General features: G+C 67.1%; 20 protein-coding genes and 1 pseudogene. 8 read left to right on the top strand and 13 right to left on the bottom strand.

Annotation, left to right across the window (positions count from 1 at the left end):
- The first annotated feature begins 38 nt into the window (after positions 1-38).
- Positions 39-752 (top strand): MipA/OmpV family protein, encoded by a 714-nt coding sequence (locus F624_RS0129765; protein WP_051107591.1) that lies wholly within the window; start codon positions 39-41, stop codon positions 750-752.
- Between the two features lie 99 nt (positions 753-851).
- Here F624_RS0129765 and F624_RS0129760 read toward each other — a convergent pair whose 3' ends face one another.
- Positions 852-1,781 carry a LysR family transcriptional regulator gene (locus F624_RS0129760; protein ID WP_019578034.1) on the bottom strand — a complete coding sequence of 310 codons (930 nt, stop codon included), beginning with the start codon at positions 1,779-1,781 and terminating at the stop codon, positions 852-854.
- 100 nt (positions 1,782-1,881) lie between these two features.
- On the opposite strand from F624_RS0129760, the gene F624_RS0129755 reads away from it, so the two are divergent.
- Together F624_RS0129755 and F624_RS0129750 are read left to right on the top strand one after the other, a co-directional pair.
- Positions 1,882-2,211, top strand: coding sequence for a nuclear transport factor 2 family protein (locus F624_RS0129755; protein ID WP_019578033.1), 330 nt, complete (start codon positions 1,882-1,884; stop codon positions 2,209-2,211).
- Positions 2,208-2,990 carry an SDR family oxidoreductase gene (locus F624_RS0129750; protein WP_019578032.1) on the top strand — a complete coding sequence of 261 codons (783 nt, stop codon included), beginning with the start codon at positions 2,208-2,210 and terminating at the stop codon, positions 2,988-2,990. Before F624_RS0129755 ends, F624_RS0129750 begins: the two co-directional genes overlap by 4 nt.
- Before the next feature lie 105 nt (positions 2,991-3,095).
- Here the strand turns inward: F624_RS0129750 and F624_RS0129745 are convergent, their stop codons facing one another.
- Both F624_RS0129745 and F624_RS0129740 read right to left on the bottom strand, forming a co-directional pair.
- Positions 3,096-3,578 carry a GreA/GreB family elongation factor gene (locus F624_RS0129745; protein WP_019578031.1) on the bottom strand — a complete coding sequence of 161 codons (483 nt, stop codon included), beginning with the start codon at positions 3,576-3,578 and terminating at the stop codon, positions 3,096-3,098.
- A 352-nt stretch (positions 3,579-3,930) separates the two neighbouring features.
- Positions 3,931-5,022 (bottom strand): glycosyltransferase, encoded by a 1,092-nt coding sequence (locus tag F624_RS0129740; RefSeq protein ID WP_019578030.1) that lies wholly within the window; start codon positions 5,020-5,022, stop codon positions 3,931-3,933.
- Between the two features lie 452 nt (positions 5,023-5,474).
- On the opposite strand from F624_RS0129740, the gene F624_RS34485 reads away from it, so the two are divergent.
- Positions 5,475-6,164: an IPTL-CTERM sorting domain-containing protein gene (locus tag F624_RS34485; protein WP_169426726.1), complete on the top strand. Its 690-nt coding sequence runs from the start codon at positions 5,475-5,477 to the stop codon at positions 6,162-6,164.
- 1,246 nt (positions 6,165-7,410) lie between these two features.
- Here F624_RS34485 and F624_RS33745 read toward each other — a convergent pair.
- The 7 genes and pseudogenes from F624_RS33745 to F624_RS35435 all read right to left on the bottom strand — a co-directional run bounded on the left by F624_RS33745 (position 7,411) and on the right by F624_RS35435 (position 13,499).
- Positions 7,411-9,321, bottom strand: coding sequence for a carboxylesterase family protein (locus F624_RS33745; RefSeq protein ID WP_019578027.1), 1,911 nt, complete (start codon positions 9,319-9,321; stop codon positions 7,411-7,413).
- Complete coding sequence (gene pcaF / locus F624_RS0129720) at positions 9,318-10,526, bottom strand: 3-oxoadipyl-CoA thiolase (protein WP_019578026.1); 1,209 nt, start codon at positions 10,524-10,526, stop codon at positions 9,318-9,320. The genes F624_RS33745 and pcaF overlap by 4 nt, the downstream gene beginning before the upstream one ends.
- On the bottom strand, positions 10,526-10,882 hold the full coding sequence (locus F624_RS36335; RefSeq protein WP_019578025.1) for an amidohydrolase family protein: 357 nt from the start codon (positions 10,880-10,882) through the stop codon (positions 10,526-10,528). The genes pcaF and F624_RS36335 overlap by 1 nt, the downstream gene beginning before the upstream one ends.
- An 88-nt stretch (positions 10,883-10,970) precedes the next feature.
- Positions 10,971-11,207: pseudogene (locus F624_RS36330) on the bottom strand (amidohydrolase family protein); the annotation flags it as partial.
- A 223-nt stretch (positions 11,208-11,430) separates the two neighbouring features.
- On the bottom strand, positions 11,431-12,108 hold the full coding sequence (locus F624_RS0129710; protein WP_019578023.1) for an AMP-binding enzyme: 678 nt from the start codon (positions 12,106-12,108) through the stop codon (positions 11,431-11,433).
- 53 nt (positions 12,109-12,161) lie between these two features.
- The gene (fliD, locus tag F624_RS0129705) at positions 12,162-12,878 is read right to left on the bottom strand and encodes a flagellar filament capping protein FliD (protein WP_019578022.1); all 717 of its coding nucleotides are present in this window, start codon (positions 12,876-12,878) and stop codon (positions 12,162-12,164) included.
- A 105-nt stretch (positions 12,879-12,983) separates the two neighbouring features.
- The gene (locus tag F624_RS35435; RefSeq protein ID WP_019578021.1) at positions 12,984-13,499 is read right to left on the bottom strand and encodes a DUF4405 domain-containing protein; all 516 of its coding nucleotides are present in this window, start codon (positions 13,497-13,499) and stop codon (positions 12,984-12,986) included.
- Positions 13,500-13,635: 136 nt separating this feature from the next.
- Here F624_RS35435 and F624_RS0129695 point away from each other — a divergent pair, with 136 nt between their 5' ends.
- Complete coding sequence (locus F624_RS0129695; protein ID WP_019578020.1) at positions 13,636-14,211, top strand: Lcl C-terminal domain-containing protein; 576 nt, start codon at positions 13,636-13,638, stop codon at positions 14,209-14,211.
- A 31-nt stretch (positions 14,212-14,242) separates the two neighbouring features.
- Here the strand turns inward: F624_RS0129695 and F624_RS35430 are convergent, their stop codons facing one another.
- From F624_RS35430 to F624_RS0129680, 3 genes are all read right to left on the bottom strand, one after another.
- Positions 14,243-14,701 carry a high-potential iron-sulfur protein gene (locus tag F624_RS35430; protein ID WP_019578019.1) on the bottom strand — a complete coding sequence of 153 codons (459 nt, stop codon included), beginning with the start codon at positions 14,699-14,701 and terminating at the stop codon, positions 14,243-14,245.
- Between the two features lie 16 nt (positions 14,702-14,717).
- Positions 14,718-15,734 (bottom strand): Bug family tripartite tricarboxylate transporter substrate binding protein, encoded by a 1,017-nt coding sequence (locus F624_RS0129685; protein WP_031256741.1) that lies wholly within the window; start codon positions 15,732-15,734, stop codon positions 14,718-14,720.
- A gap of 88 nt (positions 15,735-15,822) precedes the next feature.
- A complete protein-coding gene (locus F624_RS0129680; protein ID WP_019578017.1) occupies positions 15,823-16,899 on the bottom strand; it encodes a tartrate dehydrogenase in 1,077 nt (358 codons plus the stop codon).
- A 109-nt stretch (positions 16,900-17,008) separates the two neighbouring features.
- On the opposite strand from F624_RS0129680, the gene F624_RS0129675 reads away from it, so the two are divergent.
- From F624_RS0129675 to F624_RS0129665, 3 genes are all read left to right on the top strand, one after another.
- A complete protein-coding gene (locus tag F624_RS0129675) occupies positions 17,009-17,917 on the top strand; it encodes a LysR family transcriptional regulator (RefSeq protein ID WP_019578016.1) in 909 nt (302 codons plus the stop codon).
- 135 nt (positions 17,918-18,052) lie between these two features.
- Positions 18,053-20,683 (top strand): ATP-binding protein, encoded by a 2,631-nt coding sequence (locus F624_RS0129670; RefSeq protein WP_084679802.1) that lies wholly within the window; start codon positions 18,053-18,055, stop codon positions 20,681-20,683.
- A gap of 10 nt (positions 20,684-20,693) precedes the next feature.
- A complete protein-coding gene (locus F624_RS0129665) occupies positions 20,694-21,917 on the top strand; it encodes a tetratricopeptide repeat protein (RefSeq protein WP_031256737.1) in 1,224 nt (407 codons plus the stop codon).
- Positions 21,918-21,935 lie beyond the last annotated feature (18 nt).

The following is a 21,935-nucleotide window of genomic DNA, read 5'->3' as shown; positions in this document are numbered from 1 at the left end:
ACACCCTCAAAGCCCTGAAAATCGCGCTGACGCTCGGCTTGGCGGGCCTCTTGCCGGGTGTGGCCTGCTCTGAAGAGCCTGCCGCAGTGGCCCACCCCGAGGCCTTCAGCGGCGATGTCGGCCTGGGCGTGCTGCACACCGCCAGCGGCATCCAGGGCGTGCAGGCCCAGACCAGCGTCGTGCCCTACCTGAACTTCGAAAAGGGCCGGCTGTTTGGCCGCATCGATACCTTTGGCGTCAAGACCCTGCCGCTGGGCGCAGGCCACCTGGAGTTGCTGGGCCAGGTGCGCAGCGATGGCTACCAGGGCGGCGGCTGGTCGCTGCGCAAAGACCCGGTGCCGCTGGGGCTGGGCACGCTGCAAATCACGCCGGTGGGCGCCTTCGGCCTGAATGTGCTGCACGACTTCGGCGCCTCGGGCGGCACGCTGCTGCAGGCGCGCTACCTGGCCGAGCTGCCACTCGGCCGCCTCACGCTGTACCCCGAGCTGGGCCTGGAGCGGCAGTCGGCAGCCTATGCCCGCTACTACCTGGGCACCACCGCGGCCGACGCGGCTGCGGCGGGCCGCGCCTACCAGCCCGGTGCGGCCCTGAACCCCTATGTGGGTGGCCTGATCGAGTTGCCCGTGAGCGGTCCCTGGGTGCTGAACCTGTACCTGCGCCGCGTGTTCGTGGACCGCAACCTGAGCAACAGCCCGCTTGCAGGGCATGGCCACCGGGACACGGCGCTGCTGGCACTGACCTACCGGTATTGAAGCCCGGGCCACCAGGGCCCCAAGAAAGCTCCAAACAGGAGACAAGATGAAAAAGACAGAGGAAAAGACTGAGGGGTTGATGGCGGCCGGCAGGCGGCGTCAGCTCGGGGTGTGACCTGGCTCCGTGGCTGACAAATCACGATCCAGCAGGCAGCCGATGAAAGCGCTCAGCGCCGGCTGCAAATGGCGCCGATTCGGGTAGTAAAGGAACAGCCCCGGCCGCGTGACCGACCAATCGGCCAGGACCTGCACCAGCCGCCCTTGGGCAAGATGCTGGTCGACGTGCTCGCGGTCAAAGGCGTAGACGATGCCCAGTCCCTGCAGCGCTGCTTCGACGCCGACGTCCGAGTAGTTGGTGACCAAGGGGCCTTGCGCTGCGATCTCGAGCCGCTGGCCCTTCTTCTCGAACTCCCAACGATAGGCGCTACCGTCAAGCTGAAGGCGCCAGTTGATGCAGGCATGGTGGTGCAGGTCGGCCGGTGAACGCGGCATGCCGCGATGCGCCAGGTAGCCCGGCGACGCTGCCACGATCATGTTCACGTCCGGCGTCAGGCGCACGGCGATCATGTCTTTCTCCAGCCGCCCGCCCACGCGGATGCCGGCGTCGAAGCGACCCGCCACAATATCGCTCAGCCCGTCGTCCACCACAATGTCCAGCACCACCTCGGGATGTGCACGATGGAATCGGCCCAGCCGAGGGGCGATGATCTGCCGTGCAGCCATTCCGAGCGTATTGATGCGCAGCGTTCCGCTCGTCTGGCCGGCAGCCGCACTCACCTCGGCCACGGCGTCTGCCATCTCGCGGAACAAGGGTGCGATGCGGCCATACAACTGATCGCCAGCGGCCGTGGGCGCCACGCTGCGCGTGGTGCGGTTCAGCAACCGGGTGTCAAGCCGGGCTTCGAGCTGCCGGATGGTCTGGCTCAGCGCCGAGGGTGACAGGCCCAAATGCTCCGCCGCACGCGCAAAGCTGGCCCGCTCGACCACGGCGGCAAAGGCCTTCAGTTCAGCAAAGTCGGACCCGCGCATTCTGCATCCATTTCTACATAGATCATTCAAATTCTAGGTCATTCACTAAATTCTCTGGCGGGCGCATCCTGAGGGCTTCATCACCACGGAGTTCCTCACCATGACCGCCCTGATCCTCCCCGAACCCATCGCCGCCTACTTCGCGGCCGACAAGCAAGGCCACGAGGCCGTCGCCCGATGCTTCACGGCACAAGCCGTCGTGAAAGACGAGGGTCGCACCCACGTCGGCCTTGACGCCATCAGCGCGTGGAAGCTGGAGGCCTCAAGCAAGTACACCTACACGAGTGAGCCCTTCGCGCTGGAACAGAAGGACGGGCGCCATCTCGTCACCAGCCGGGTGGCCGGCAGCTTCCCTGGCAGTCCGGTCGATCTCCGCTACGACTTCCGGCTCGAGCACGGTCTGATCGCCTCCTTGGAGATCACCGCATGAGCTTTGACCTTCAACTGGCAGGCCGGCGGGCGCTGGTCACCGGCGGCACCAAGGGTGTGGGCGCAGCGGTCGTGCAGGGCCTACGCGACGCAGGGGTGCAGGTTGCAACCACGGCGCGGGCCGTGCCTGAGCCTGCGCCTGAAGGGGTGCACTGCATCGCGGCCGACCTGTCGACGGCCGAGGGCGCGACCGAGGTGGCGCAGGCGGTACTCCAGCGGTGGGGCGGGCTCGACATTCTGGTCAACGTGCTGGGCGGCTCCAATGCACCTGGCGGCGGCTTCGCGGCCTTGGACGACGCGCAATGGTTCGATGCGTTGAACCTGAACCTGATGCCGGCCGTGCGCCTTGACCGCGCCCTGCTGCCGGCCTTGCTGGCCCAAGGCTCTGGCGTCATCGTTCACGTCAGCTCGATCCAGCGCATGATGCCGCTGCCGGAATCGACCACGGCCTACGCGGCAGCCAAAGCGGCCTTGTCCACCTACAGCAAAGCCTTGTCGAAGGAAGTGACGCCAAAGGGGGTTCGCGTGTTGAGCGTCTCGCCGGGCTGGATCGAGACCGAGGCCGCCGTGGCCTTGGCCGAGCGCTTGGCGGCACAGGCGGGCACTGACTACGAAGGCGGCAAGCAGATCATCATGCAATCGCTGGGGGGAATTCCACTCGGGCGGCCAGCCAGGCCGCAGGAAGTCGCCGATCTGATCGTGTTCCTCGCATCACCGCGGGCGGGCTCGATTTCGGGTTCAGAGCACCTGATTGACGGGGGCACGGTGCCGACGATCTAGGAGCCTGCGCCTGGTCCAGGCCCCGGTGCATCCCGAACCCCACGAACGGGGCCAAGGTAACGCCGACACCGACCTGCCTCGCAGCGACTGCCACTGACTTGCGCCTCAATCCACCTGCAGCACCTCAAACTGCTGCCGGATGGAGCCGACCCCGATCAACACCTCATCGCCCTCGTATTTGCCCAGCATGGCCCGCCCCAAAGGCGCTTCGCTGCTGATGACCTGAACGAGCTGGGTGCCGCTGAGCAACCTCATGCTGCCCCCATCGGGGCCGAGAAAGAGATGCTGCTGTTGGCCGCCGGCATCGACCAGGCAGACCAGCGCGCCCAGCTGTATGCCCTGGCTGGCGTCGTAGGGGCGCGGGCGGAACTGGCGCCAATGGGCCATGGCCTGGCGGATGGCTTCAGCCCGGCGCGCCTGGCCAGTGGCCAGGTAGGCGGCTTCGAGGCCCAGGGTGTCGTATTTGTTTTCGGCGATGTTCTCTTCGTGAGTGGCCGTTTCATGGGCCTCGCGCAAGGCCTGTTCGACTTGCAGCAGGTCTTCGGCGAGCCGGTCCAGCACCTGCTGCTGCAGCAAAAATTTATCCATGGTTAGAGGCAGGTCGCTTGAGCAAGCGGCAGTGAGGCAAGGGCTTGAGGGTGAAAAGGGCGCCAGCAGCCTGCAAGGCCGCCTTGGGCTAGTTGGTTCGCTTCAGTGACGGGCACGGCCCTGTGACCGGCTTCAATGCAGCGAACGGCAGGCCCCAGCGGGCCCAGATCATCGTATCAGGCCCTGCCGGCGGTGAAGCCAAGCGGCGGTGACCGGCAGAACGGCCGGGGTGACAGCTTGGGACCTGATGGTTGCTCGCCTTCTATTGCGAGCCCCCATCCAGCAGCGCAGCGCTGCATTGATCAATGTTTAAGCACAATCAGGATTTCAAAATCGCCGACGCCCCTGGTGATCAACTCGCAACACGCAACGGTTCAGGCAGATAAGCCATGTTGGCTGAGATCCTGGACTTTTCATTGGGCGGCAATTCTGGCTGACGCAGCAGTTTCTTCCAGCAATCGGCAGCTTCCGCCAGCCGCCCTGTGTAATACGCGGCAATTCCAAGTTCATCCATCGAACGCCAGTGGTAGACCGACATGTCGACGAACAAGCGATCCGTCGGTATCGGGCGACGGGCGGCATCTGAAGCGAACAGATACGCCTGATGCCAAGCCATTTTGGATCTGCAGTAGGTGGCCAACGCTGTCAAGGTTTCTGCTCGCTGCGGACGAGTCTCAAATGCGAGAAGGTGGGACTGCACAATCACTTCTTGAGACAGCCCAAGCGCTTCGGAGAGCCGGGCCACCTGATACAGCGAATACCAAACCTCTTCCTCCCAGCCACCCAGCAATGAGCGGCGCGCGTACGCATCGCGCGCCTTTTCCAACTGACCGCTATCGCGATAGCTTTGGGCCAGGTAGAACACATAACGTGCGTTGCTCGGCTCGTCGAGCAAGGCCGCCTCCAACACTGCTGCGTCTTTGCGGAACTTGTCTTGATCGCCGGAACGCGCCCCATCCGGCGTTACCTGTATCCAAAAGCCAGGCATGCGGGGCTGCTCAACCGGCTGCCCTGCATCTAGGTATTCATGCAAAACGCCACACCATCGCCAGTCCAGGCGTGTAGACACCAGACTGACCCGGTCATAGGAAAGCTCGGCGTACCTGGCCTCAAGGGAGTATGCAGGCTTGTCCATGACCCGCGGCCAATGTGCCCCACGCTCTGCGCCGAGCTGCTCGTCGGCATCAATGAACAGAAGATAGTCCGACTTGGCCTTGGCCAATTGAAGTGCTTCAGTTCGGTTGTGCCCGAAATTTCGCCACGGCCGGTGAACCAATTCACCAGGCACCCCTGCCAGGGCCGCTTGGATGCGTTGCGGCGTATCGTCGGAGGACCCTGTATCAACAATCAACCAATGATCGATCCAAGGTTTGACAGAACGCAGGCACCGCTCGATTACCCGAGCCTCGTCCTTGACGATCATGTTCAGGCAGATTTGGGGCATTTGTTTGCTCCGGATTTGAATGAGTCCAATTTTTGTGACCGGTTCGGCCTGCAATTGATGTGGATACGGTCGCCGAACTGAATGGTAAACCGGGTTATCTGAGCCGCCCCCAATGATCGGCCGATCTGGGCGCAGGTGACGGGGTTCAGATGGCGAAGGCGGGCCATGAAAGACGCCTCGAGGCAGGAAGGGGCAATGTCCGCAGAAATCAGGCAAAAAGTGGTTGCTGCTGCCTGAGGCCTGAGGCCTGAGCAGCGTTGCACAACGGAACCCAGCATTCGCTGGGTCAGCAGGATTCGTCTGAATGAAACTCAGGGCGCCGTCCGCGATACGTTGCCGCTCCCCGTCATGCATAGAAGAAACCCTTATCAGGACACCCGCCATATCGATTTTCTGTACAAAAAATGACGACCGATGCTACATTCACAAAATTCATAACAAAAAGGCGGCAAATGAAAATGTTTTTTAACCGCTGGGCAGCAGTAGGAGGTTTACTGCTGGTTTTTACGGCTAACGGCTATGCACAAAGTGGATTCACTGTTCCCCCTGGGGGCACATCGAATCTACCCAGCGGTTCAAGCATGAACCTTGCTTGCGCTGCACTCACGGTGCAGGGCGCACTCAATATGAATTCGGCACAGGTCGATAGCGCCAATGCCGTCACCATTGCCGCCTCAGGTGCCGTCGATGCCGGCCAAAGCACCATCACCCTCAGCGGCGACTGGAGCAACAACGGGACGTTTGCGGCTGGCACAAGCACCGTGGTCTTCAACAATGGCTGTACAGCCGGTCCCATGCAACTCAGTGGCAACACGGTGTTTTACAACCTGACCCTCAGCAGCACGAGTGGCAGTACCTTCGTGATTCCTGCAGGGTCGAACATCACGGTTAACGGAACACTGACCCTGCAAGGCACAAATGGCCAGCCGATCACATTGGTCTCATCTTCCGGTTCACCCGCCGTCATCAATCTGGGACCCAATGCCCATGTCAACCAAGTCAATACCAACCTGAATAATGTCCAGATCGGCGCTGGGACAAATAGCCAAGGCATTCCGACCTTGCAGACATGGGGTCTGCTGATGCTGGGCCTGCTGCTGACAGCTTTGATGGTTTGGCAACAAAGACGTGAGCACAGCTAAGCCCGACAGAAAAAACCATTTTGAATATACGGAGTGCATGATCATGAGCAACTTGTTCCAGAAGAAAAAGATCGCCTTGGCAATATCTGCGGCTTTCCTGATGCAGATGTCTGTGCACAGTGCGGCAGCAGACATCACCATGACGCCACCAAGCGGGGGGGGATTTGCCGTCACTGACAGTACGGGCACCTCGACCAGATTTAGAGTTCAGGACGCAGGCGCAGTGACCATCCCCGGACTGCCGTCTGCCGCAGCACAAAGCACCAGCAACGTGACTTGCTTCAATGCCTCCAGCGGGCAACTCGGGCCATGCTCAGGTAGCTTGACCGGCGCCACGGGCGCAACCGGCGCTGCAGGTCCAACTGGCGCAACCGGTGCCACGGGACCGACTGGCGCCACCGGCGCAGGCGCCACGGGTCCAACCGGGGCGACGGGTCCAACGGGGGCTACAGGCAGCACCGGGGTGACGGGCCCAACCGGAGCCACGGGCAGCACCGGGGCCACGGGCACTACAGGACCAACTGGATCCACTGGTGCCACAGGCTCAACAGGTGCCGCAAGCTCTGTCGCCGGCCCCACTGGTGCAACAGGCAGCACGGGTGCTACAGGGAGCACAGGCCCGACCGGTGCTACCGGTTCTACAGGGGCAACGGGCGCGACAGGCGCCACGGGTGGGGCGACGTTCAGTCTCACCGAGTACAGCAACTCCACCTCGACGGGTGGAGGTGGAGCCATTTCGGTTACGGCGTCTTGTACGACAGGGGCCGTCATCAGCGGGGGATGCGCAACTTCTGCCCCAACCAACGATGCACTCTCCAATGGCAGACGTGCGAGTACAACTTCCTGGACTTGTACATACGGGTCAGGCGGTGGCTCTACGATTACTGCTTACGCCTATTGTCAATAAACAGCCCGGTGCAATCATGAACCGGCACCTTGGTACTGCGTATGTAGCATCCAGGGTGTTTAAAAACACAGGTCCTTTTTTGCCGGCATTCTCGGGTTTTGCCATCATCCATGCGCATGACACCTACCACAGGGCGGGCCGCGCCTTGGTAGTGGCTTCAACCAGAAATCGGAGATCCCTCCTCGATCAGCCGCCAGGCATCACTTTGAGCGCCTTACGGACTGCAGCGACTCTTGCAGCAACCCAAAAAAGCCCCCAGAAGGGGCATTGAAGTCGCTTGGAGAAGTGGCTTTGAAAGGTGCCGTGCCGAGGCAGGTGTGCCCCCACAGCACGCCCATCTCAGTTCATGTGAAAAGCCGGCCACGCCTGGCGTTGCGCCTCGGTGAGGCCCGAGGGCTCGGCCTGCAGGCTGTCGCCCGCGCCATCAATTCGCAGCACCTGCCCTGCCGCAGGCAGGGGTTGCCAGCGTGGCCATTCGGGCAGCCCCTGGGCCTGGGCCTGGGGCTGGCCCGATCGGACAAAGGCCACCCAGCGGGCTTGCACACGCTCGGACACGGCCAGGTCTTCAGCCCCCTGCTGGGCTGGCAACAGGTTGCCGAACACACAGGGGATCTCTTGCGTGTGGATGGCGCCGGCCTGGCTGGCCCGCTGCGAAGCGGGCACCTGGGTGAAGAGGTAGCGGTACACCGGCAGGCCCTGGGCGCTGTGGGCCTGGGCCACCTGGGCCGTGGGCAAGGTGGCAAACAGGTCGGTGGCCACGCGGGCTGCGACCGGTGCATCGGAGGCGTCCACGCTGGCCCCATAGGCTGCCTTGACCTGCGGCCAGGCCGGGCCAATGCCCCGCACCGCGCCCAGGCTCCAGTCAGGCGGAAAGAACCCAGCCTCGTTGTCATTGCTGCCGATCGGCAAGGGGATGCGCGCGGCCTGCCCCTGCTTGAACGCGGCCACCAGGCCTTGCGGCAACACCACGCCGTCGATGACCGGCATGGTGTCAGGCCGGGGGATGGGCAGGGCCAGCAACTGGGCCGCCGGCAGGCCCTGCAGATCGGCCAGGCGCGACTCGGCGGGCAACAGGGGGCGCAAGTGGGCCTCGGCCCGCTGCTGGGCCTGCGCCAGGCTCAACTCGGGCAGATCCAGGGCGCCCGACTGGACGATGGCCTGCTGGAACAGCCCCCGCGCCAGCGGCGACCCCATCAGGTAGGCCACCGAGGCCCCGCCGGCCGATTCGCCCATCAGGGTGATGCGGCCTGGGTCACCGCCCAGGGCCGGCAGGTTCTGCCGCAGCCAGTGCAGTGCCGCGATCTGATCGAGCAAGCCCAGGTTGGCCAGGGGTTGGCCCGCCAGCGACCGCAACAGGGGGTGGGCCAGAAAGCCAAACACCCCCAGCCGGTAATTCAGGCTGACCACCAGCACGCCCTGGCGTGCCAGGGCCGCACCGTCGTACAAGCGCAGCGCGGACGAGCCCAGGCGGAAGGCACCGCCGTGGATCCACACCAGCACTGGCAGTGGGCCCCCGGCTGGCGCGGCGGGTCGCCACACATTGAGGCTCAGGCAGTCTTCGCTCATCTGATCGGGGGTGAGGGCCGATTCGGGCCCGCGTGGTGCGCTCACCTGCAGGCAGGCCTTGCCCAGTGCCAGGGCCAGTGCCCGGGGCTCCAGCGCCTCGTCGGCCACCACCTCGCTGACCAGGCCTGCCGCACAGGCCTGCGCCGCGCTGAAGCGGGCGCCGGTCAGCAGCCATTGCATGGCCTTGAACTTGCCCACGGCACGGGTCAGGCGCTGGGTGGCGCCCCCTCCGGGCATCAGGCCGATGGCCACCTCGGGCTGGCCGAAGCTGGCCGTCTCTGACGCCAGCACGATGTCGGCATGCATGGCCAGCTCGCAGCCCCCGCCCAGGGCGTGCCCCCGCAAGGCGGCCAGCACCGGCTTGCGGCAGGCACTGATGGCGCCCCACAGGCGGTCCATCTGGCGGTCCATGATGTCCAGGGGCGTGGCGTGCAGGTACTCGTTGAGGTCGGCACCCGCGCAAAAGGCCCGCGCCTGCCCGGCCAGCACGATGACCCGCACGGAGGCATCGGCATCCAGGCGCACAAAGGCCTCGGCCAAGGCCTGGCGCAGGGCCAGGTTCAGGGCGTTCAGCACGGCGGGCCGGTTCAGGCGCAGCAGCACCACGCCGGGGCTGGGGCGTTGCTTCAGCAGCACGGGCTCTGGCAGCGCGGCCAGGGAAGGGGCGGTGCGGATGGCGCTCACACCCGCTCCATCGCCAGGGCAATGCCCTGGCCCACGCCGATGCACATGGTGCACAGGGCATAGCGCCCCCCGATGCGCTGCAGCTGGCGGGCCGCCGTGAGGGCCAGCCGAACCCCCGACATGCCCAGCGGGTGGCCGAAGGCAATGGCCCCGCCCCAGGCGTTGATGTGCTCGCCATCGTCCGGCAGGCCCAGTTCGCGCAGCACCGCCAGGCCCTGGGCCGCAAAGGCCTCGTTGAGCTCGATCACGTCAAAGTCGCTGATCGACAGGCCGGTCTGCGCCAGCAGCTTGCGCACGGCCGGCACCGGGCCAATGCCCATCAGGCGCGGCTCCACCCCGGCGGTGGCCACGCCCAGGATGCGGGCCATGGGCTTGAACGCACCCTGGGCCAATTCGCTCTCGCCCATCAGCAACAAGGCCGCCGCGCCGTCGTTGACCCCCGAGGCATTGCCGGCGGTGACCGTGCCGCCTTCGCGGAAGGCCGGCTTCAGGCGGGCCAGGCTTTCCAGCGTGGTGTCGGCACGCAGGTGCTCATCGTGCTCGAACAGGCGGCTTTCGCCCTTGCGGGCACCCGCCACCGGCACCGGCAGGATCTCGGGCGCCAGCAGGCCCTGGGCCTGGGCCGCGGTGGCACGCTGCTGGCTGCGCCAGGCAAAAGCGTCCTGGTCGGCGCGCGAGACGCCGAACTTCTGCGCCACGTTCTCAGCGGTCTCGCACATGGCGTCGGTGCCGTGCAGCGCCTGCATGCGCGGGTTCACAAAGCGCCAACCGATGGTGCTGTCATGCACCTCGGCATGGCGCGAGAAGGCCGTGCCGGCCTTGGGCATCACCAGCGGGGCACGGCTCATGCTCTCCACGCCGCCGGCCAGGGCGGCCTTGAGCTGGCCCTTGGCAATGCCCCGGGAGGCACTGGCCAGGGCCTCCAGCCCCGAGCCACACAGGCGGTTGACGGTGGCCGCAGCGATGCCGACGGGCAGGCCGGCCAGCAGCGCACTCATGCGGGCCACGTTGCGGTTGTCCTCGCCCGCCTGGTTGACGCAGCCCATGTAGACCTCGTCCACACGCGCCCAGTCGTAGCCGGGGTGGCGTGCCATCAGGGCCTGCAGCGGCAGGGCGCCCAGGTCGTCGGTGCGGATGCCCGACAGCGAACCGGCATAGCGGCCCACCGGGGTGCGCAGGCCATCACAAAGGTAGACCTGCTGCATCACAGCCCCAGCACCCGCTCGGCATTGCCGTGCATGACCTTCTCCATCACCGCATCGCTGTAGCCGAGCTCGGCCCATTCGCGCAGGATGCGTTCATACGGCAGGCTGGGGTAGTCGCTGCCGAACATGATCTTGTCCTGCAGGCGGCCGCGGATGTCGACCTTGAGGTTGCCCGGAAAGTGCTTGGGCGCCCAGCCCGACATCTCCCAGTACACATTGCCCTTGTGCAGGGCCACGGCCGTGGTCTCGTCCACCCAGGGCCAGCCCGGGTGGGCCATGATGATCTTGAGTTGGGGGAAGTCGGCCGCCAGCTCGTCGATGGCGCCGGGGTGGGCGTGGCGCACGCTTGGCGCCATGGCCACCGGGCATGCCGGCCCCCATGCCGGTGGTGCCCACGTCGGGCATCACCGCAGCGCCCAGGGCGTTGATCTCTTCAAACAGCGGGTAGTAGCGGCGGTCGTTGACCGCGAAGTGCTGCATGATCGGGTGGAAGTGAAAGCCCATGAAGCCGAGCTCATTGACGGCGTGCCGGGCCTGGCGGATGGCGATCTCACCCTTGGCGGGCTCGATGGCGCCCCAGCACTGGATGACCCGGGGGCGGTTGCGTTGCCAGAAGCCGTTCACGTAGTCATTGGTGCAGGGGGGCGTGGCCACGGTGGTCTCCAGGTCCAGGGCCACCATGCAGGCCTCGACGCCGGCAGCGGTGAACTCGGCCACAACCTCCCGTTCGGACTTGGCGACCCAGTCGCGTTTCCAGTAGGTGGCCAGGGCCTCGGGGTACGGGCCTTGTGAGTCGATCCAGGTCTGGGTGCCTGGGTAGCAGTGCAGATCGATGATGCGCATGGGATGCTCCGGTTTCAATGAGGGGTGGGCAGGGCACGGGCCACGGCGGCCCGTGCAGGGTTCAGGCTGAGGCGGGGACGCGGGCTTCGGCGGCAAGTTGGGCCGCAATCTGCTCGCCCAGGGCCTTCTTGGACACCTTGCCGAAGGTGGACACCGGGAACTCGGGCAGCAGCTCCAGCCGCTCGGGCAGCTTGAACTTGGCGATCTCCTGGCGCTGCAGGAAGGCGTTGAGCGCCGGCAGGTCCAGCCGCTGGCCTGGGTGCAGGATCACGAAGGCGCACATCTTCTCGCCCAGGGCCGGGTCGGGCATGGGCACGCAGGCCACGTTTTGCACCGCCGGGTGCATGAGGATCAGGTTCTCGACCTCTTCGGCACTGATCTTTTCGCCGCCGCGGTTGATCAGGTCTTTCTTGCGGCCCTCGACGATGTAGTTGCCCGAGGGGTGTTTGCGCATCAGGTCGCCGCTGCGGTAGAAGCCATCGGCGGTGAACTGGCGGGCGTTGTACTCGGGCACGCCGTAGTAGCCCCGCAAGGTGTAGGGGCCGCGGCAGGCCAGCTCGCCCACCTCGCCGTCGGCCACTTCGCGGCCTTCTTCGTCGATCAGCCGCACCTCATCATCGGGGCAGACCGGGCGGCCGCAGGTCTCCAGCAGCACCTCTTCGCTGTCGCCACGGCGCACGAACATCAGCAGGCCCTCGCTCATGCCGAAGTTCTCCTGCACAAAGGCGTTCGGGAACACGCCGGGCTGCGAGCACCGCGCCTGGCTGGGGCATTCCAGCCAGGGGCATTTCTTTATTGGCTCGCTGCGTTTTGGTAGACCGACAAGCCCGTGCTCTGCTGAAGGGTCAGCATGGCCTTTTGCTGCTGCGTCAAGGCGCTGCTGTGCTGGGTCAGCTTGGCCACGCTGTTGCCGACATTGCCGTCGCTGGCCAGTTCCTTGCTGGCGGCGGTCTGCACCTGTTTGCCCAGTTGGGCCAGCGCCGCCGCCACCCCTGCCGGGTCTTTGGCCAGTGCCGCGGCGAACTTGCTGGCGTCCTGCTTCAGGGTGCCGTCGGCTTGAACCGACAGCCCCAGCTTGTTCATGGCGTTCTGGTTGGCCACGCCCCCGGTCAAGGCGCCATCGAGGTCACGGCCAACCCGCCCCGCCGCTTGCGCGGCCTGCGCCGAGCCGGGCACGGCGGCCGTGGTCTTGGCGGCCTTCACCGCCGCATTGAAGGCGTTGAAAAAGTCGCCCATGGCCTGGGTCACATCCGTGGCAGACGAAGCCGATGACAGCTTGGTCAAGGCCTGTGCGGCGGTCTGGCTGCTGGCCAAGGCCGACTTGAGCTGCCCGAATGACGACAGTTGCGCCGTGGTGGCGGTCGCATCGGCCTGGATGCGGGTGGCCGTCTTGGAGAGCGCTGCCGAGGCCGCCGCCAGGGCGCCGGTCGCTTGCGTGGCCTGAGACCCGGACCCCGTGGAGGCCGAAGAACCCAGGAGCGAGCTGAGGTAGGCGGTGTTGATGTTCATGACACACCCGACATTACCTGCTGCCGTGCATCGCCATCGCCGGATATCAGGGGCGATCAGCCCTCATATCACCCCCAGCAGGCGCCCCGTGTATCCGCCTGAATGTCAGCGCGGCGCGCCAGCCCCACCTTGCGCCAGTGCCCTGAGGGCGACGCCCAGACGCTCACGGTCTTTGCCGAGGGCACTGGCCAGGCTGGCCTCGTCGTCAGCCAGCGTGATGCCGGCCTGTGTCAGGGCCTGCCGGGCCTGCTCAGGCGTCTTGCCATACAGGGGCGCCAGCAGGCGGATGGGCGCGCCCGACACGGCCTGGAGAGCCAGGCCCGGGGTGGAGGGGCCTTTTGGGGCGCCACCCGGCCAGGGCACGAAGGAGCCAGCCAACACCAGGGCAAAGAGCGCCATGACCCACAGGGCCGGGCCCGGCTTGAAATAGCGTTTGAAGCCCAGCCAGTTGGCCAGCGCGTGCACCACCACCGCGGCCACCATCCCCCAGCCCACCCATTCGTGCAGGGTCTTCTGCAGGCTGTTGTCCCAATGGAAGAACATCAGCAGGCCGGTGACCCCCATCAACCCAAACACACCGATGGTGAGCGGCGTGGCCCACTCCCGCGAAACCTTGATCATGAAACGATTCCTTGAACTGTCATGCAACCTGCCGCCCCTGCGGGGGGCCTGTGCCCATTCATTGTGGCGAGCGAATGTGCAAGCCATTTGAAGAAACGCAAGCTGAGGCGCAAAGGGGCTGGGCACAATCCAGATCATGATCTCTGCCCTGCCCCGCTCATTGGTGTTTGTTCTGCTGCTCGGTGGGGCCGTTTGCGCCCAGGCGGCTTCGCCCGAGCCTGCCGCGCTGCAAGCCCGTGATCCGGACGGCGACGAGGTGCAGGAAACGGCCTCTGGCCTGATCTGGGCGCGCTGCGCCGAGGGCATGCGCTGGAGCGGCAAGCATTGCCTGGACCGCCCTGTGCTGCTGACCCGGGCCGAGGCCATGCAACGCGCCACCGAGCGCCAGCGCGAGAGCGGCCTGGCGTGGCGCCTGCCCACGGCCAAAGAACTGCAACGCCTGGTCAAGCTCAACCGCCAGGACGAGGGCCTGGACCCCAAGCTGTTTCCGGATGCGCCCCTGGGCTGGCACTGGTCGTCCACCACGCGCACCAATGGCCAGAGCGTGAACGCCTACCGCTATGACAACATCAGCCGCGGGGTGTCGGGCGAATCGGTGAACCGGCTCAGCTTTCTGCAGGGCTGGTCGGTGGACCTGGGCACGGGCGAGATGAATGGCGAGGTGGCCAAGAAATCGCAGCTGCCGGTGCGCCTGGTGCGCAACGGGCGCTGAGCGCCACGCCTCGCCACCCTCGCCGGCCGCCTCAGCCGGCCTTGCGCTCCCAGGCGTTGCACCAGCCCGCGGCCGCCACCTCTTTGCCATAGAACAAGGCGCAGCCGCCCTGCGGCTGACCCGCGTCGCCTGCGTACAGCGAGCAGTTGGCGCAGGTCTGGCCGGGTTTGTAGGTGGGGTTCTTGGCCGGGTCCACCTTGGCTGCGTCGGCCCGGTAGGCCAGGCCTTGGGCGCCGGGGTCAGATTCTTCGAGCAAGCTGGCGGCCATCTGGGCCTGGGCCCGGCGCGGGGCCAGGGCCCAGACGCCCAGCGCCAGGGCGGGGGCGGTCAGCAACCACAGGCGGCGCGTGGGTGCGGATCGGGCCAGGGTGGCAGGTTGGGGCCATGAGGGCGAGGTGGGGCGGTTCGGGTGGGTCATGACGGCACTATAGAAGCCGTGCAGATCACCCGTGTGGCGCTCGGGATAGAAGCCCGGCGGGGCCTGCGGCACCGGATGGCCGCAGCGCTCACTCCATGACCACCTTGCCCACCCTGACCAGCTCGGCAAAGCGCTCGGTCTCGGTCTTGAGGGTGCGGGCCATGTCCTCGGGTTTGTCGCCCACGGGCTGGGCGCCGATCTCGTCCATGCGCTTGATGAACTCGGGCGACTGGATCACCTTGACCATCTCGGTGTTGAGGCGCGCCACGATGTCGCGCGGCGTGCCCGCCGGCGCCAGCACGCCGAACCAGGTGCCGATGTTGAAGCCCTTGAGGCCGGCCTCGTCCAGCGTGGGCACCTCGGGCAGCGCGGGCGAGCGCGTGGCGGTGGTGACCGCCAGGGCCCGCAGCTTGTGGCTGCGGATGTGCTGCAGCACCGGGGTGATGGTGTCAAAGGACATCAGAATCTGGCCGCCCAGCAAATCGGTGGCCAGCGGGCCGCTGCCTTTGTAGGGGATGTGGGTCAGCGCCACGCCCGTGCTGTTCTGAAACTGGGTGCCGATCAGGTGCTGGGCCGTGCCATTGCCGTTGGAGCCGTAAGTGCCCTTGTCGGGCTGGGCCTTGAGCAGGGCCACCAGCTCGGCCACGTTGCGCACCGGCGTGCTGCTGTTGACCACCAGCACGTTGGGCACCACCGCCACGGTGGTGATGGGGGCAAAGTCTTTCTGGAAGTCGTAGGGCAGCTTTTTGTAGACGCTGGTGGCAATGGTGTGGTGCACCGCCCCCATCAGCAGGGTGTAGCCATCGGGCTTGGATTTGGCCACGTAGTCGGCACCGATGGTGGCGCCCGCGCCCGGGCGGTTGTCGATGATCACGGGCTGGCCCAGGCTCTTGGCCAGGGCGGTGCCCAGGGCCCGCGCCAGCACGTCGGTGGTGCCCCCGGGCGGAAACGGCACCACCAGGGTCACCGGCTTGAAGGGCCAGGTCTGCTGGGCCTGCGCCCCGGTGAAGGGGGTGATGGCGGTGATGGCGGTGATCGCAGCCATGGCGGCCTGCAACACCCGCCGCCGGCTGGGCACGGCGGCCCCCAGTCTCTGTGAAGTCATGTCTGTCTCCTTGTATTTTTGAGGCCCCATGCGGCGGCCTGACCCGCCCTGCGGCAAGGCGCCAGGGCGGGCTCTCAGCTCGCTGGGTTCAGTGGGCGGGGGCGCCCAGGTGGGTGCACACCGCCTCGGTCACCTGCTGGGTGGTGGCCTGACCGCCCAGGTCGCCGGTGTGCAGGGCCGGGTTGGCGGTGACGGCCTCGATGGCGGCCATCAAACGGCGCGCCGCCGCGTGCTCGCCCAGGTGCTCCAGCAGCATGACCACCGACCAGAAGGTGCCCACCGGGTTGGCCAGGCCCTTGCCCATGATGTCGAAGGCCGAGCCGTGGATGGGCTCGAACATCGAGGGGTAGCGGCGCTCGGGGTCGATGTTGCCGGTGGGCGCAATGCCCAGGCTGCCGGCCAGGGCGGCGGCCAGGTCGCTGAGGATGTCGGCATGCAGGTTGGTGGCGACCAGGGTGTCCAGCGTGGCCGGGCGGTTCACCATGCGGGCGGTGGCGGCGTCGACGATCTCCTTGTCCCACTTCACGTCGGGGAACTCGAGCGCCACCTGGGCGGCGATCTCGTCCCACATCACCATGGCATGGCGCTGGGCGTTGCTCTTGGTGACCACGGTCAGCAGCTTGCGCGGGCGCGACTGCGCCAGGCGGAAGGCAAAGCGCATGATGCGCTCCACGCCCACCCGGGTCATCATGGTCACATCGGTGGCGGCCTCGATCGGGTGGCCCTGGTGCACCCGCCCGCCCACGCCCGAGTACTCGCCCTCGGAGTTCTCGCGCACGATGACCCAGTTCAGGTCTTCGGGGCGGCAGCGCTTGAGCGGTGCATCGATGCCGGGCAGGATGCGGGTGGGCCGCACATTGGCGTATTGGTCAAAGCCCTGGCAGATCTTCAGGCGCAGGCCCCACAGGGTGATGTGGTCGGGGATGTCGGGGTCGCCGGCCGAGCCGAACAGGATGGCGTCCTTGCGGCGCAGCGCCTCCAGGCCATCGGCAGGCATCATCACGCCATGGCGACGGTAGTGGTCGCCGCCCCAGTCGAAGTTCTCGAACTCGAAGCGAAAGCCCGTGCTGGTGGCCGCCAGGGCCTGCATCACCACCTGCCCTGCGGGCACCACTTCCTTGCCGATGCCGTCGCCGGGGATGGTTGCAATCGCGTAGGTCTTCATGGCTTGTTGTCTCCGACAGATATTGAGTGCTGCCACTGTAGGCAGGCCCGGGCCTGGCGGCGCGCCGCTATAGTGAAACCACTGTTTACTTGAATTCAACAATCACGCCATGTCCGAGCTCATTCAACCCGCCGACCTGGGGTTTTTCTCGGTGCTGGCCAGCGCTGGCAGCCTGAGTGCGGCGGGGCGCGAACTGGGCGTGACCACACCGGCGGTGAGCAAGCACCTGGCCCAGATCGAGGCCCGCCTGGGGGTGCTGCTGGTCAACCGCACCACGCGCCGCATGAGCCTGACGCCCGAGGGCGAGCTGTACCTGGCCCATGCGCGCCGCATCCTGGGCGAGATCGATGACATGGCCGAGTTGCTGGGGGTCTCGCAGTCCACACCCAGCGGCTTGCTGCGCGTGAACGCCACCTTGGGCTTCGGGCGCAGCCACATCGCGCCCATCATCTCCCGCTTCGCCCGCGCCTACCCCAAGGTGGAGGTTCAGCTGCAGCTGTCGGTGAACCCACCGCCCCTGAGCGACGACAGCTATGACGTCTGCATCCGCTTCGGTGCCCCGCCCGATGCGCGTGTGATCGCCCAGCGCATTGCCCCCAACCGCCGCCTGCTGTGCGCGGCGCCGGCCTACCTGAAGCAGTTCGGCACCCCCAAGGTGCCCAACGACCTGATGGGGCACAACTGCATCGGCATCCGCCAGGGCGAAGAGGCCTACGGCCTGTGGCGCCTGAGCCCGTTGCGCGGCCGGCAAGGCCGCGCCGAAGCGATCAAGACCCGGGGCACCCTGAGCACCAACGACGGCGAGATCGCCGTCAACTGGGCGCTGGATGGCCACGGCATCTTGATGCGGGCCGAATGGGACATCGAACGCCACCTGAAAAGCGGCCGCCTGGTGCAGGTGCTGCCGGGCTACGGCACGCCGGACGCCGACATCCATGCGGTGTACCCGCAGCGCCATCAATCGGCCTCTCGGGTGCGCGGTTTCATCGAGTTTCTGAAGCAGTCGTTTGCCCGGTAAAGCCCCGGGCAACATGACCGCCTTCGAAGTATCGTTTGGTAACAAAAAAGTAAACGCCGCCAGGGGGATTGACCGTCCATCTAGAATCATTTTTTAACATTTAGGCCAGCTGGGGCCCGACGGGCGGCTTGTTGAATGGTTCCATTTCTCTCTTCAAGTGCTTCCGGGACAGGTCTGTCGCTGCGTTTTTTCGGTCCGTTCGAGGTTCGCCTCAACGAGGGCCCGCCGCTGGCATTTCCGTATGACAAGGTGCGCGCCCTGCTGGCCTACCTGGCCCTGGAGCCTGCCGAGCACCCGCGCGAGGCCCTGGCCCAGTTGCTGTGGCCCGATCTGGAGGCCGAACAGGCCCGGGCCAACCTGCGCCGCTGCGTGTTCGACCTGCGCCGCGGCCTGGGACCGGCCGGGGCCGACTGGATCAGTGGTGGCCCCCGCGCCCTGCGGTTGAACAGCCCGGCGTCGACACACTTTGATGTGCCGGAGTTCGAACGCAGCCCCACAGCGGTGCTGATCAGCCCGGAAGAACTGGCCCAGCAACTGGAGCAGCGCCTGGCGCTGTACCGTGGCCCTTTGCTGAGCGGGCTGAGCCTGCCCGATGCGCCGGAGTTCGAGGCCTGGCTGCAAGCGCGCCGCGATGCCCTGCACCGGCTGGCCCTGGCCTTGCTGGAAGAGCTGATCACCCACCACGAACAGCGCCACGAAACCGCACGGGCCCTGCAACACGCGCTGCGCGCCATCGAACTGGAGCCCTGGCGCGAATCACTGCAACGCAGTTGCATGCGGCTGCTGGCCCGCCACAGCCCCGAGGCGGCACTGGCCCACTTTGGCACCTTCGAGCTCCAGTTGGAACAGGAACTCGGCGTGCGCCCCAGCCCGCAGACACTGCAACTGGCCGAACAGATTCAGCGCCAATGCCAAAGCCAAGCCCCCGCTGGCGCGCAGCGGCCGGCCCGGGTCGAGCGGCGCCGGCTGGTGGCCCTCGTGGCCGAACTGGATCTGATCAACCCCGGCGAAGAAGCCACCGCCCTGCTTGAGCAGGCCTTGACCCGCGCGGTGGCCAGCCTGCAAGCCCGCGGGGCCCATGTGGCCCTGGCCGAACGCGCCGAACTGCTGGCTTATTTCGGTCACCCGGTGGCCCGGGAGCAGGCCCCCCGGGACGCAGCCGAAGCCGCGCTGGACCTGGCTGCGGCACTGCAGCCTTTGGCCGCATTGAGCTGGCGGGTGGGCCTGCATGCCGGCTGGAGCCATGGCAGCAGCGAAGCCAACCGGCCTGACGAAGCCGGCACCCTGGCGCGTGAAGCGCGCCGCCTGGCCTGGCACGCCCCAGCCCGCGGGCTGGTGCTGGGGCAGACCCTGCAGCGGCGACTGCACAGCCACTTCCAGTGGGCCCCGGGTGAGGGCCCGGACGCCCACTCACATGCGCTTTTGCTGGCCCGACGGCCCACAACCCCGATCGATCAGGGGAGCGAACCCCAGCCGCCCCGGCTGTTGGGCCGGCAGACCGAACTGACACAACTGACCCAGCTGTGGCAGCAGGTGGGCCAGAGCGGTCAGGCCGCGGCCCTGCTGCTGCGCGCCGAACCGGGTCTGGGCAAATCACGCCTGGCCGCCACCCTGGCCCGACAGGTGCAACACGAGGGCGGCACAGTGCTCACACTGCGTTGCCAGGCCGAATCGGCCCACACGCCCTACTTCGCGTTGCTCGAAAGCCTGCCCGTCTGGCTGGGGCTGGACAGCGACGCCGCCACCCGACGCGACCCCAGCCTGGGCAGCGCCTTGGCCACGCTCGGCCTGAACCAGCCAGAGCACCTCAGGCACCTGTTGGGGCTGCTGGACAGCCGGCCCCAGACCCTGGAAGCCGCCGCCCAGGACGACACCCACCCTGCCGAGCGCAAGCGCCGCGAACAGGCTCTGCTGTGCGAGTTGATCGCTGGCCTGGGCCAAGGCCGGCCCCTGCTGCTGTGGGTGGAAGACCTGCATTGGGCCGACGGAGCCACCCTGGAAACCCTGGCCCGCCTGGTGGCCCAGGGCAGCCCCGTGCTGCTGCTGGCCACCTCGCGCCAGACCCTGCCGCCCGCACTGGCCCACAGTGGCATGGGCGAGTTGAGCCTGGGCCCGCTGTCCACCCACGCCGCGCGTGAACTGGCGCAAAGCCTGGCCGAACCGCAGGCCCTGAGCGAAGCCTGGCAGGCCGCCATCGTGAGCCGGGCCGATGGCGTGCCCCTGTTTGTGGAAGAGCTGACCCGCGCCTGGCAGGCGGGCCTGAGCGAGCAGGTGCCCGACTCGCTGTGGGATGTGCTGGCCGCCCGGCTCGACAGCCTGGGCCCGGCCAAGCACATCGCGCAGTTGGCGGCGGCCATCGGGCGCGACTTCAGCGACAGCCTGCTGCTGGCCCTGGGTGAGCCGGCCGAGCGGGTGGCCGCGGGCCTGGAGGCTTTGCTGCGCTCCGGCCTGCTGCGCCGCCAGCGCAGCGGGGCCTACCACTTCAAGCATGCGCTGGTGCGCGATGCCGCCTACCAGTCGCTGCCGCAGGCCGAGCGCCGGGCCATCCACGCCCGGCTGGCCCAGGTGCTGCGCACCCACTTTGCCGAACGCCTGCAGGCCCACCCCGAGATCCTGGCCCACCACCTGAGCGAGGCCACCGACCCGGGCGCCGCCCAGGCCTGGCTGGCGGCCGGCCGCCAGGCTGCCGCCCGCTCGGCCCATGCCGAGGCCTTGCACGATTTCCAGGCCGGGCTGGCGGCCTTGCAGGCCCTGCCCCCCCACTGAGGCCTACCGGGTGCGCACCGAGCTGGATCTGCAGGTGGCCTTGGGCACCTTGCTGGTGGCCACCGAAGGCTATGGATCGGAAGCCGCCAAGACCTGCTTCATGCAGGCCTGGGCCCTGAGCGCCCTGGCCCCGCCCGAGCAGGACCGCTTTCCCCTGATGTGGGGCCTGTGGATGGTGGGCCGCAGCAGTGCCGACGAGCACCCGCTGGAGTTTGCCGACCGCCTGCGCGACCAGGCCGGCCCCAACCCGGACGCCGCCACCCAGCTGGCCGTGGCCTATGCCTATGGCAACAACACCTTGTGGCTGGGCGAGCTGGTGCAGGCCCAGGCGCACCTCGAAGAAGCCGTGGCACTGAGCCGCCAGGTGTCGGGCAGCACCCTGGTGCGCCGCTTTGGCGAAGACATCGGCGTGGCCGCACGCGCCCTGCTGAGCTGGGTCTGCTGGCTGCAGGGGCGGCTGGAAGCCGCCCGCACCCTGGCGCAGGAGAACGTGCAATACGCACGCCAGCTCGACCACGCGCACAGCCTGGGCTATGCGCTGGGTTGCGCCGCGGTGCTGCACCGCCACCTGGGTGATCTGGAGGGGGCGGCCGCACTCAGCCACGAGTTGCTGGCCCACGGCCAACGCCACCAGTTGCTGCTGTGGCAGGCCGGCGGTGCCACCGTGCTGGGCTGGACCCTGGCCACCCAGGGCGACGACCGCGGGCTGGACACCCTGCACCAGGGCGTGGCCGGGGCCCGGCAGGCGTTTCGCATCATCGAGCTGACCTTCATGCACATCCTGGCCGATGCCTTGTTGCGGCTGGGGCGCAGCGAAGAGGCCCTGGCCGTGACCCGCGACGCGCTGACACGCGCCCAGGCCAACCACGACCTGCACCTGGTGGCCGACTTTCTGCGGCTGCAAGGCGATGCGTTGATGCAACAGCCGCAGGGCGACCACAGCAGCGAGGCAGCCGGCCTGTACCAGCAAGGCTGGCAACAGGCCCAGGCCCAGGGGGCCCACCTGCTGGCCTTGCGCTGCGCCACCGCGCTGGCCCGGCTGTGGCAAGGCACAGCCCGCCAGGCCGAGGCCCAAGCCGGCCTGAGCCAGGCGCTGGCCCGGGTCGACGCGCCGGCCCAACCCGTCGATATGAGGGCCGATGTGGGGGCCGATGTGTTTGCCAATATATGGGCTGATGTGCAGGCCGCCAGGCAGGCCTTGAACCCCCAGCCCAGCCAGGACCCGGTGAGCTGAACCGAACGGATCGGGGTG

It is taken from the genome of Curvibacter lanceolatus ATCC 14669, assembly GCF_000381265.1.
Lineage (GTDB): Bacteria > Pseudomonadota > Gammaproteobacteria > Burkholderiales > Burkholderiaceae_C > Curvibacter > Curvibacter lanceolatus.
The sequence above is the reverse complement of the archived record's forward strand: the minus strand, read 5'-3'. Positions and strand labels throughout refer to the sequence as shown.

Bases quoted from the DNA above. Each gene is read 5' to 3' on its own strand.
- F624_RS0129760 (WP_019578034.1), bottom strand. From the start codon at position 1,781: ATGCGCGGGTCCGACTTTGCTGAACTGAAGGCCTTTGCCGCCGTGGTC.
- F624_RS0129755 (WP_019578033.1), top strand. From the start codon at position 1,882: ATGACCGCCCTGATCCTCCCCGAACCCATCGCCGCCTACTTCGCGGCC.
- F624_RS0129750 (WP_019578032.1), top strand. From the start codon at position 2,208: ATGAGCTTTGACCTTCAACTGGCAGGCCGGCGGGCGCTGGTCACCGGC.
- F624_RS0129745 (WP_019578031.1), bottom strand. From the start codon at position 3,578: ATGGATAAATTTTTGCTGCAGCAGCAGGTGCTGGACCGGCTCGCCGAA.
- F624_RS0129740 (WP_019578030.1), bottom strand. From the start codon at position 5,022: ATGCCCCAAATCTGCCTGAACATGATCGTCAAGGACGAGGCTCGGGTA.
- F624_RS34485 (WP_169426726.1), top strand. From the start codon at position 5,475: ATGAAAATGTTTTTTAACCGCTGGGCAGCAGTAGGAGGTTTACTGCTG.
- pcaF (WP_019578026.1), bottom strand. From the start codon at position 10,526: ATGCAGCAGGTCTACCTTTGTGATGGCCTGCGCACCCCGGTGGGCCGC.
- F624_RS36335 (WP_019578025.1), bottom strand. From the start codon at position 10,882: ATGGCGCCAAGCGTGCGCCACGCCCACCCCGGCGCCATCGACGAGCTG.
- fliD (WP_019578022.1), bottom strand. From the start codon at position 12,878: ATGAACATCAACACCGCCTACCTCAGCTCGCTCCTGGGTTCTTCGGCC.
- F624_RS35435 (WP_019578021.1), bottom strand. From the start codon at position 13,499: ATGATCAAGGTTTCGCGGGAGTGGGCCACGCCGCTCACCATCGGTGTG.
- F624_RS0129695 (WP_019578020.1), top strand. From the start codon at position 13,636: ATGATCTCTGCCCTGCCCCGCTCATTGGTGTTTGTTCTGCTGCTCGGT.
- F624_RS0129685 (WP_031256741.1), bottom strand. From the start codon at position 15,734: ATGACTTCACAGAGACTGGGGGCCGCCGTGCCCAGCCGGCGGCGGGTG.
- F624_RS0129680 (WP_019578017.1), bottom strand. From the start codon at position 16,899: ATGAAGACCTACGCGATTGCAACCATCCCCGGCGACGGCATCGGCAAG.
- F624_RS0129675 (WP_019578016.1), top strand. From the start codon at position 17,009: ATGTCCGAGCTCATTCAACCCGCCGACCTGGGGTTTTTCTCGGTGCTG.
- F624_RS0129670 (WP_084679802.1), top strand. From the start codon at position 18,053: ATGGTTCCATTTCTCTCTTCAAGTGCTTCCGGGACAGGTCTGTCGCTG.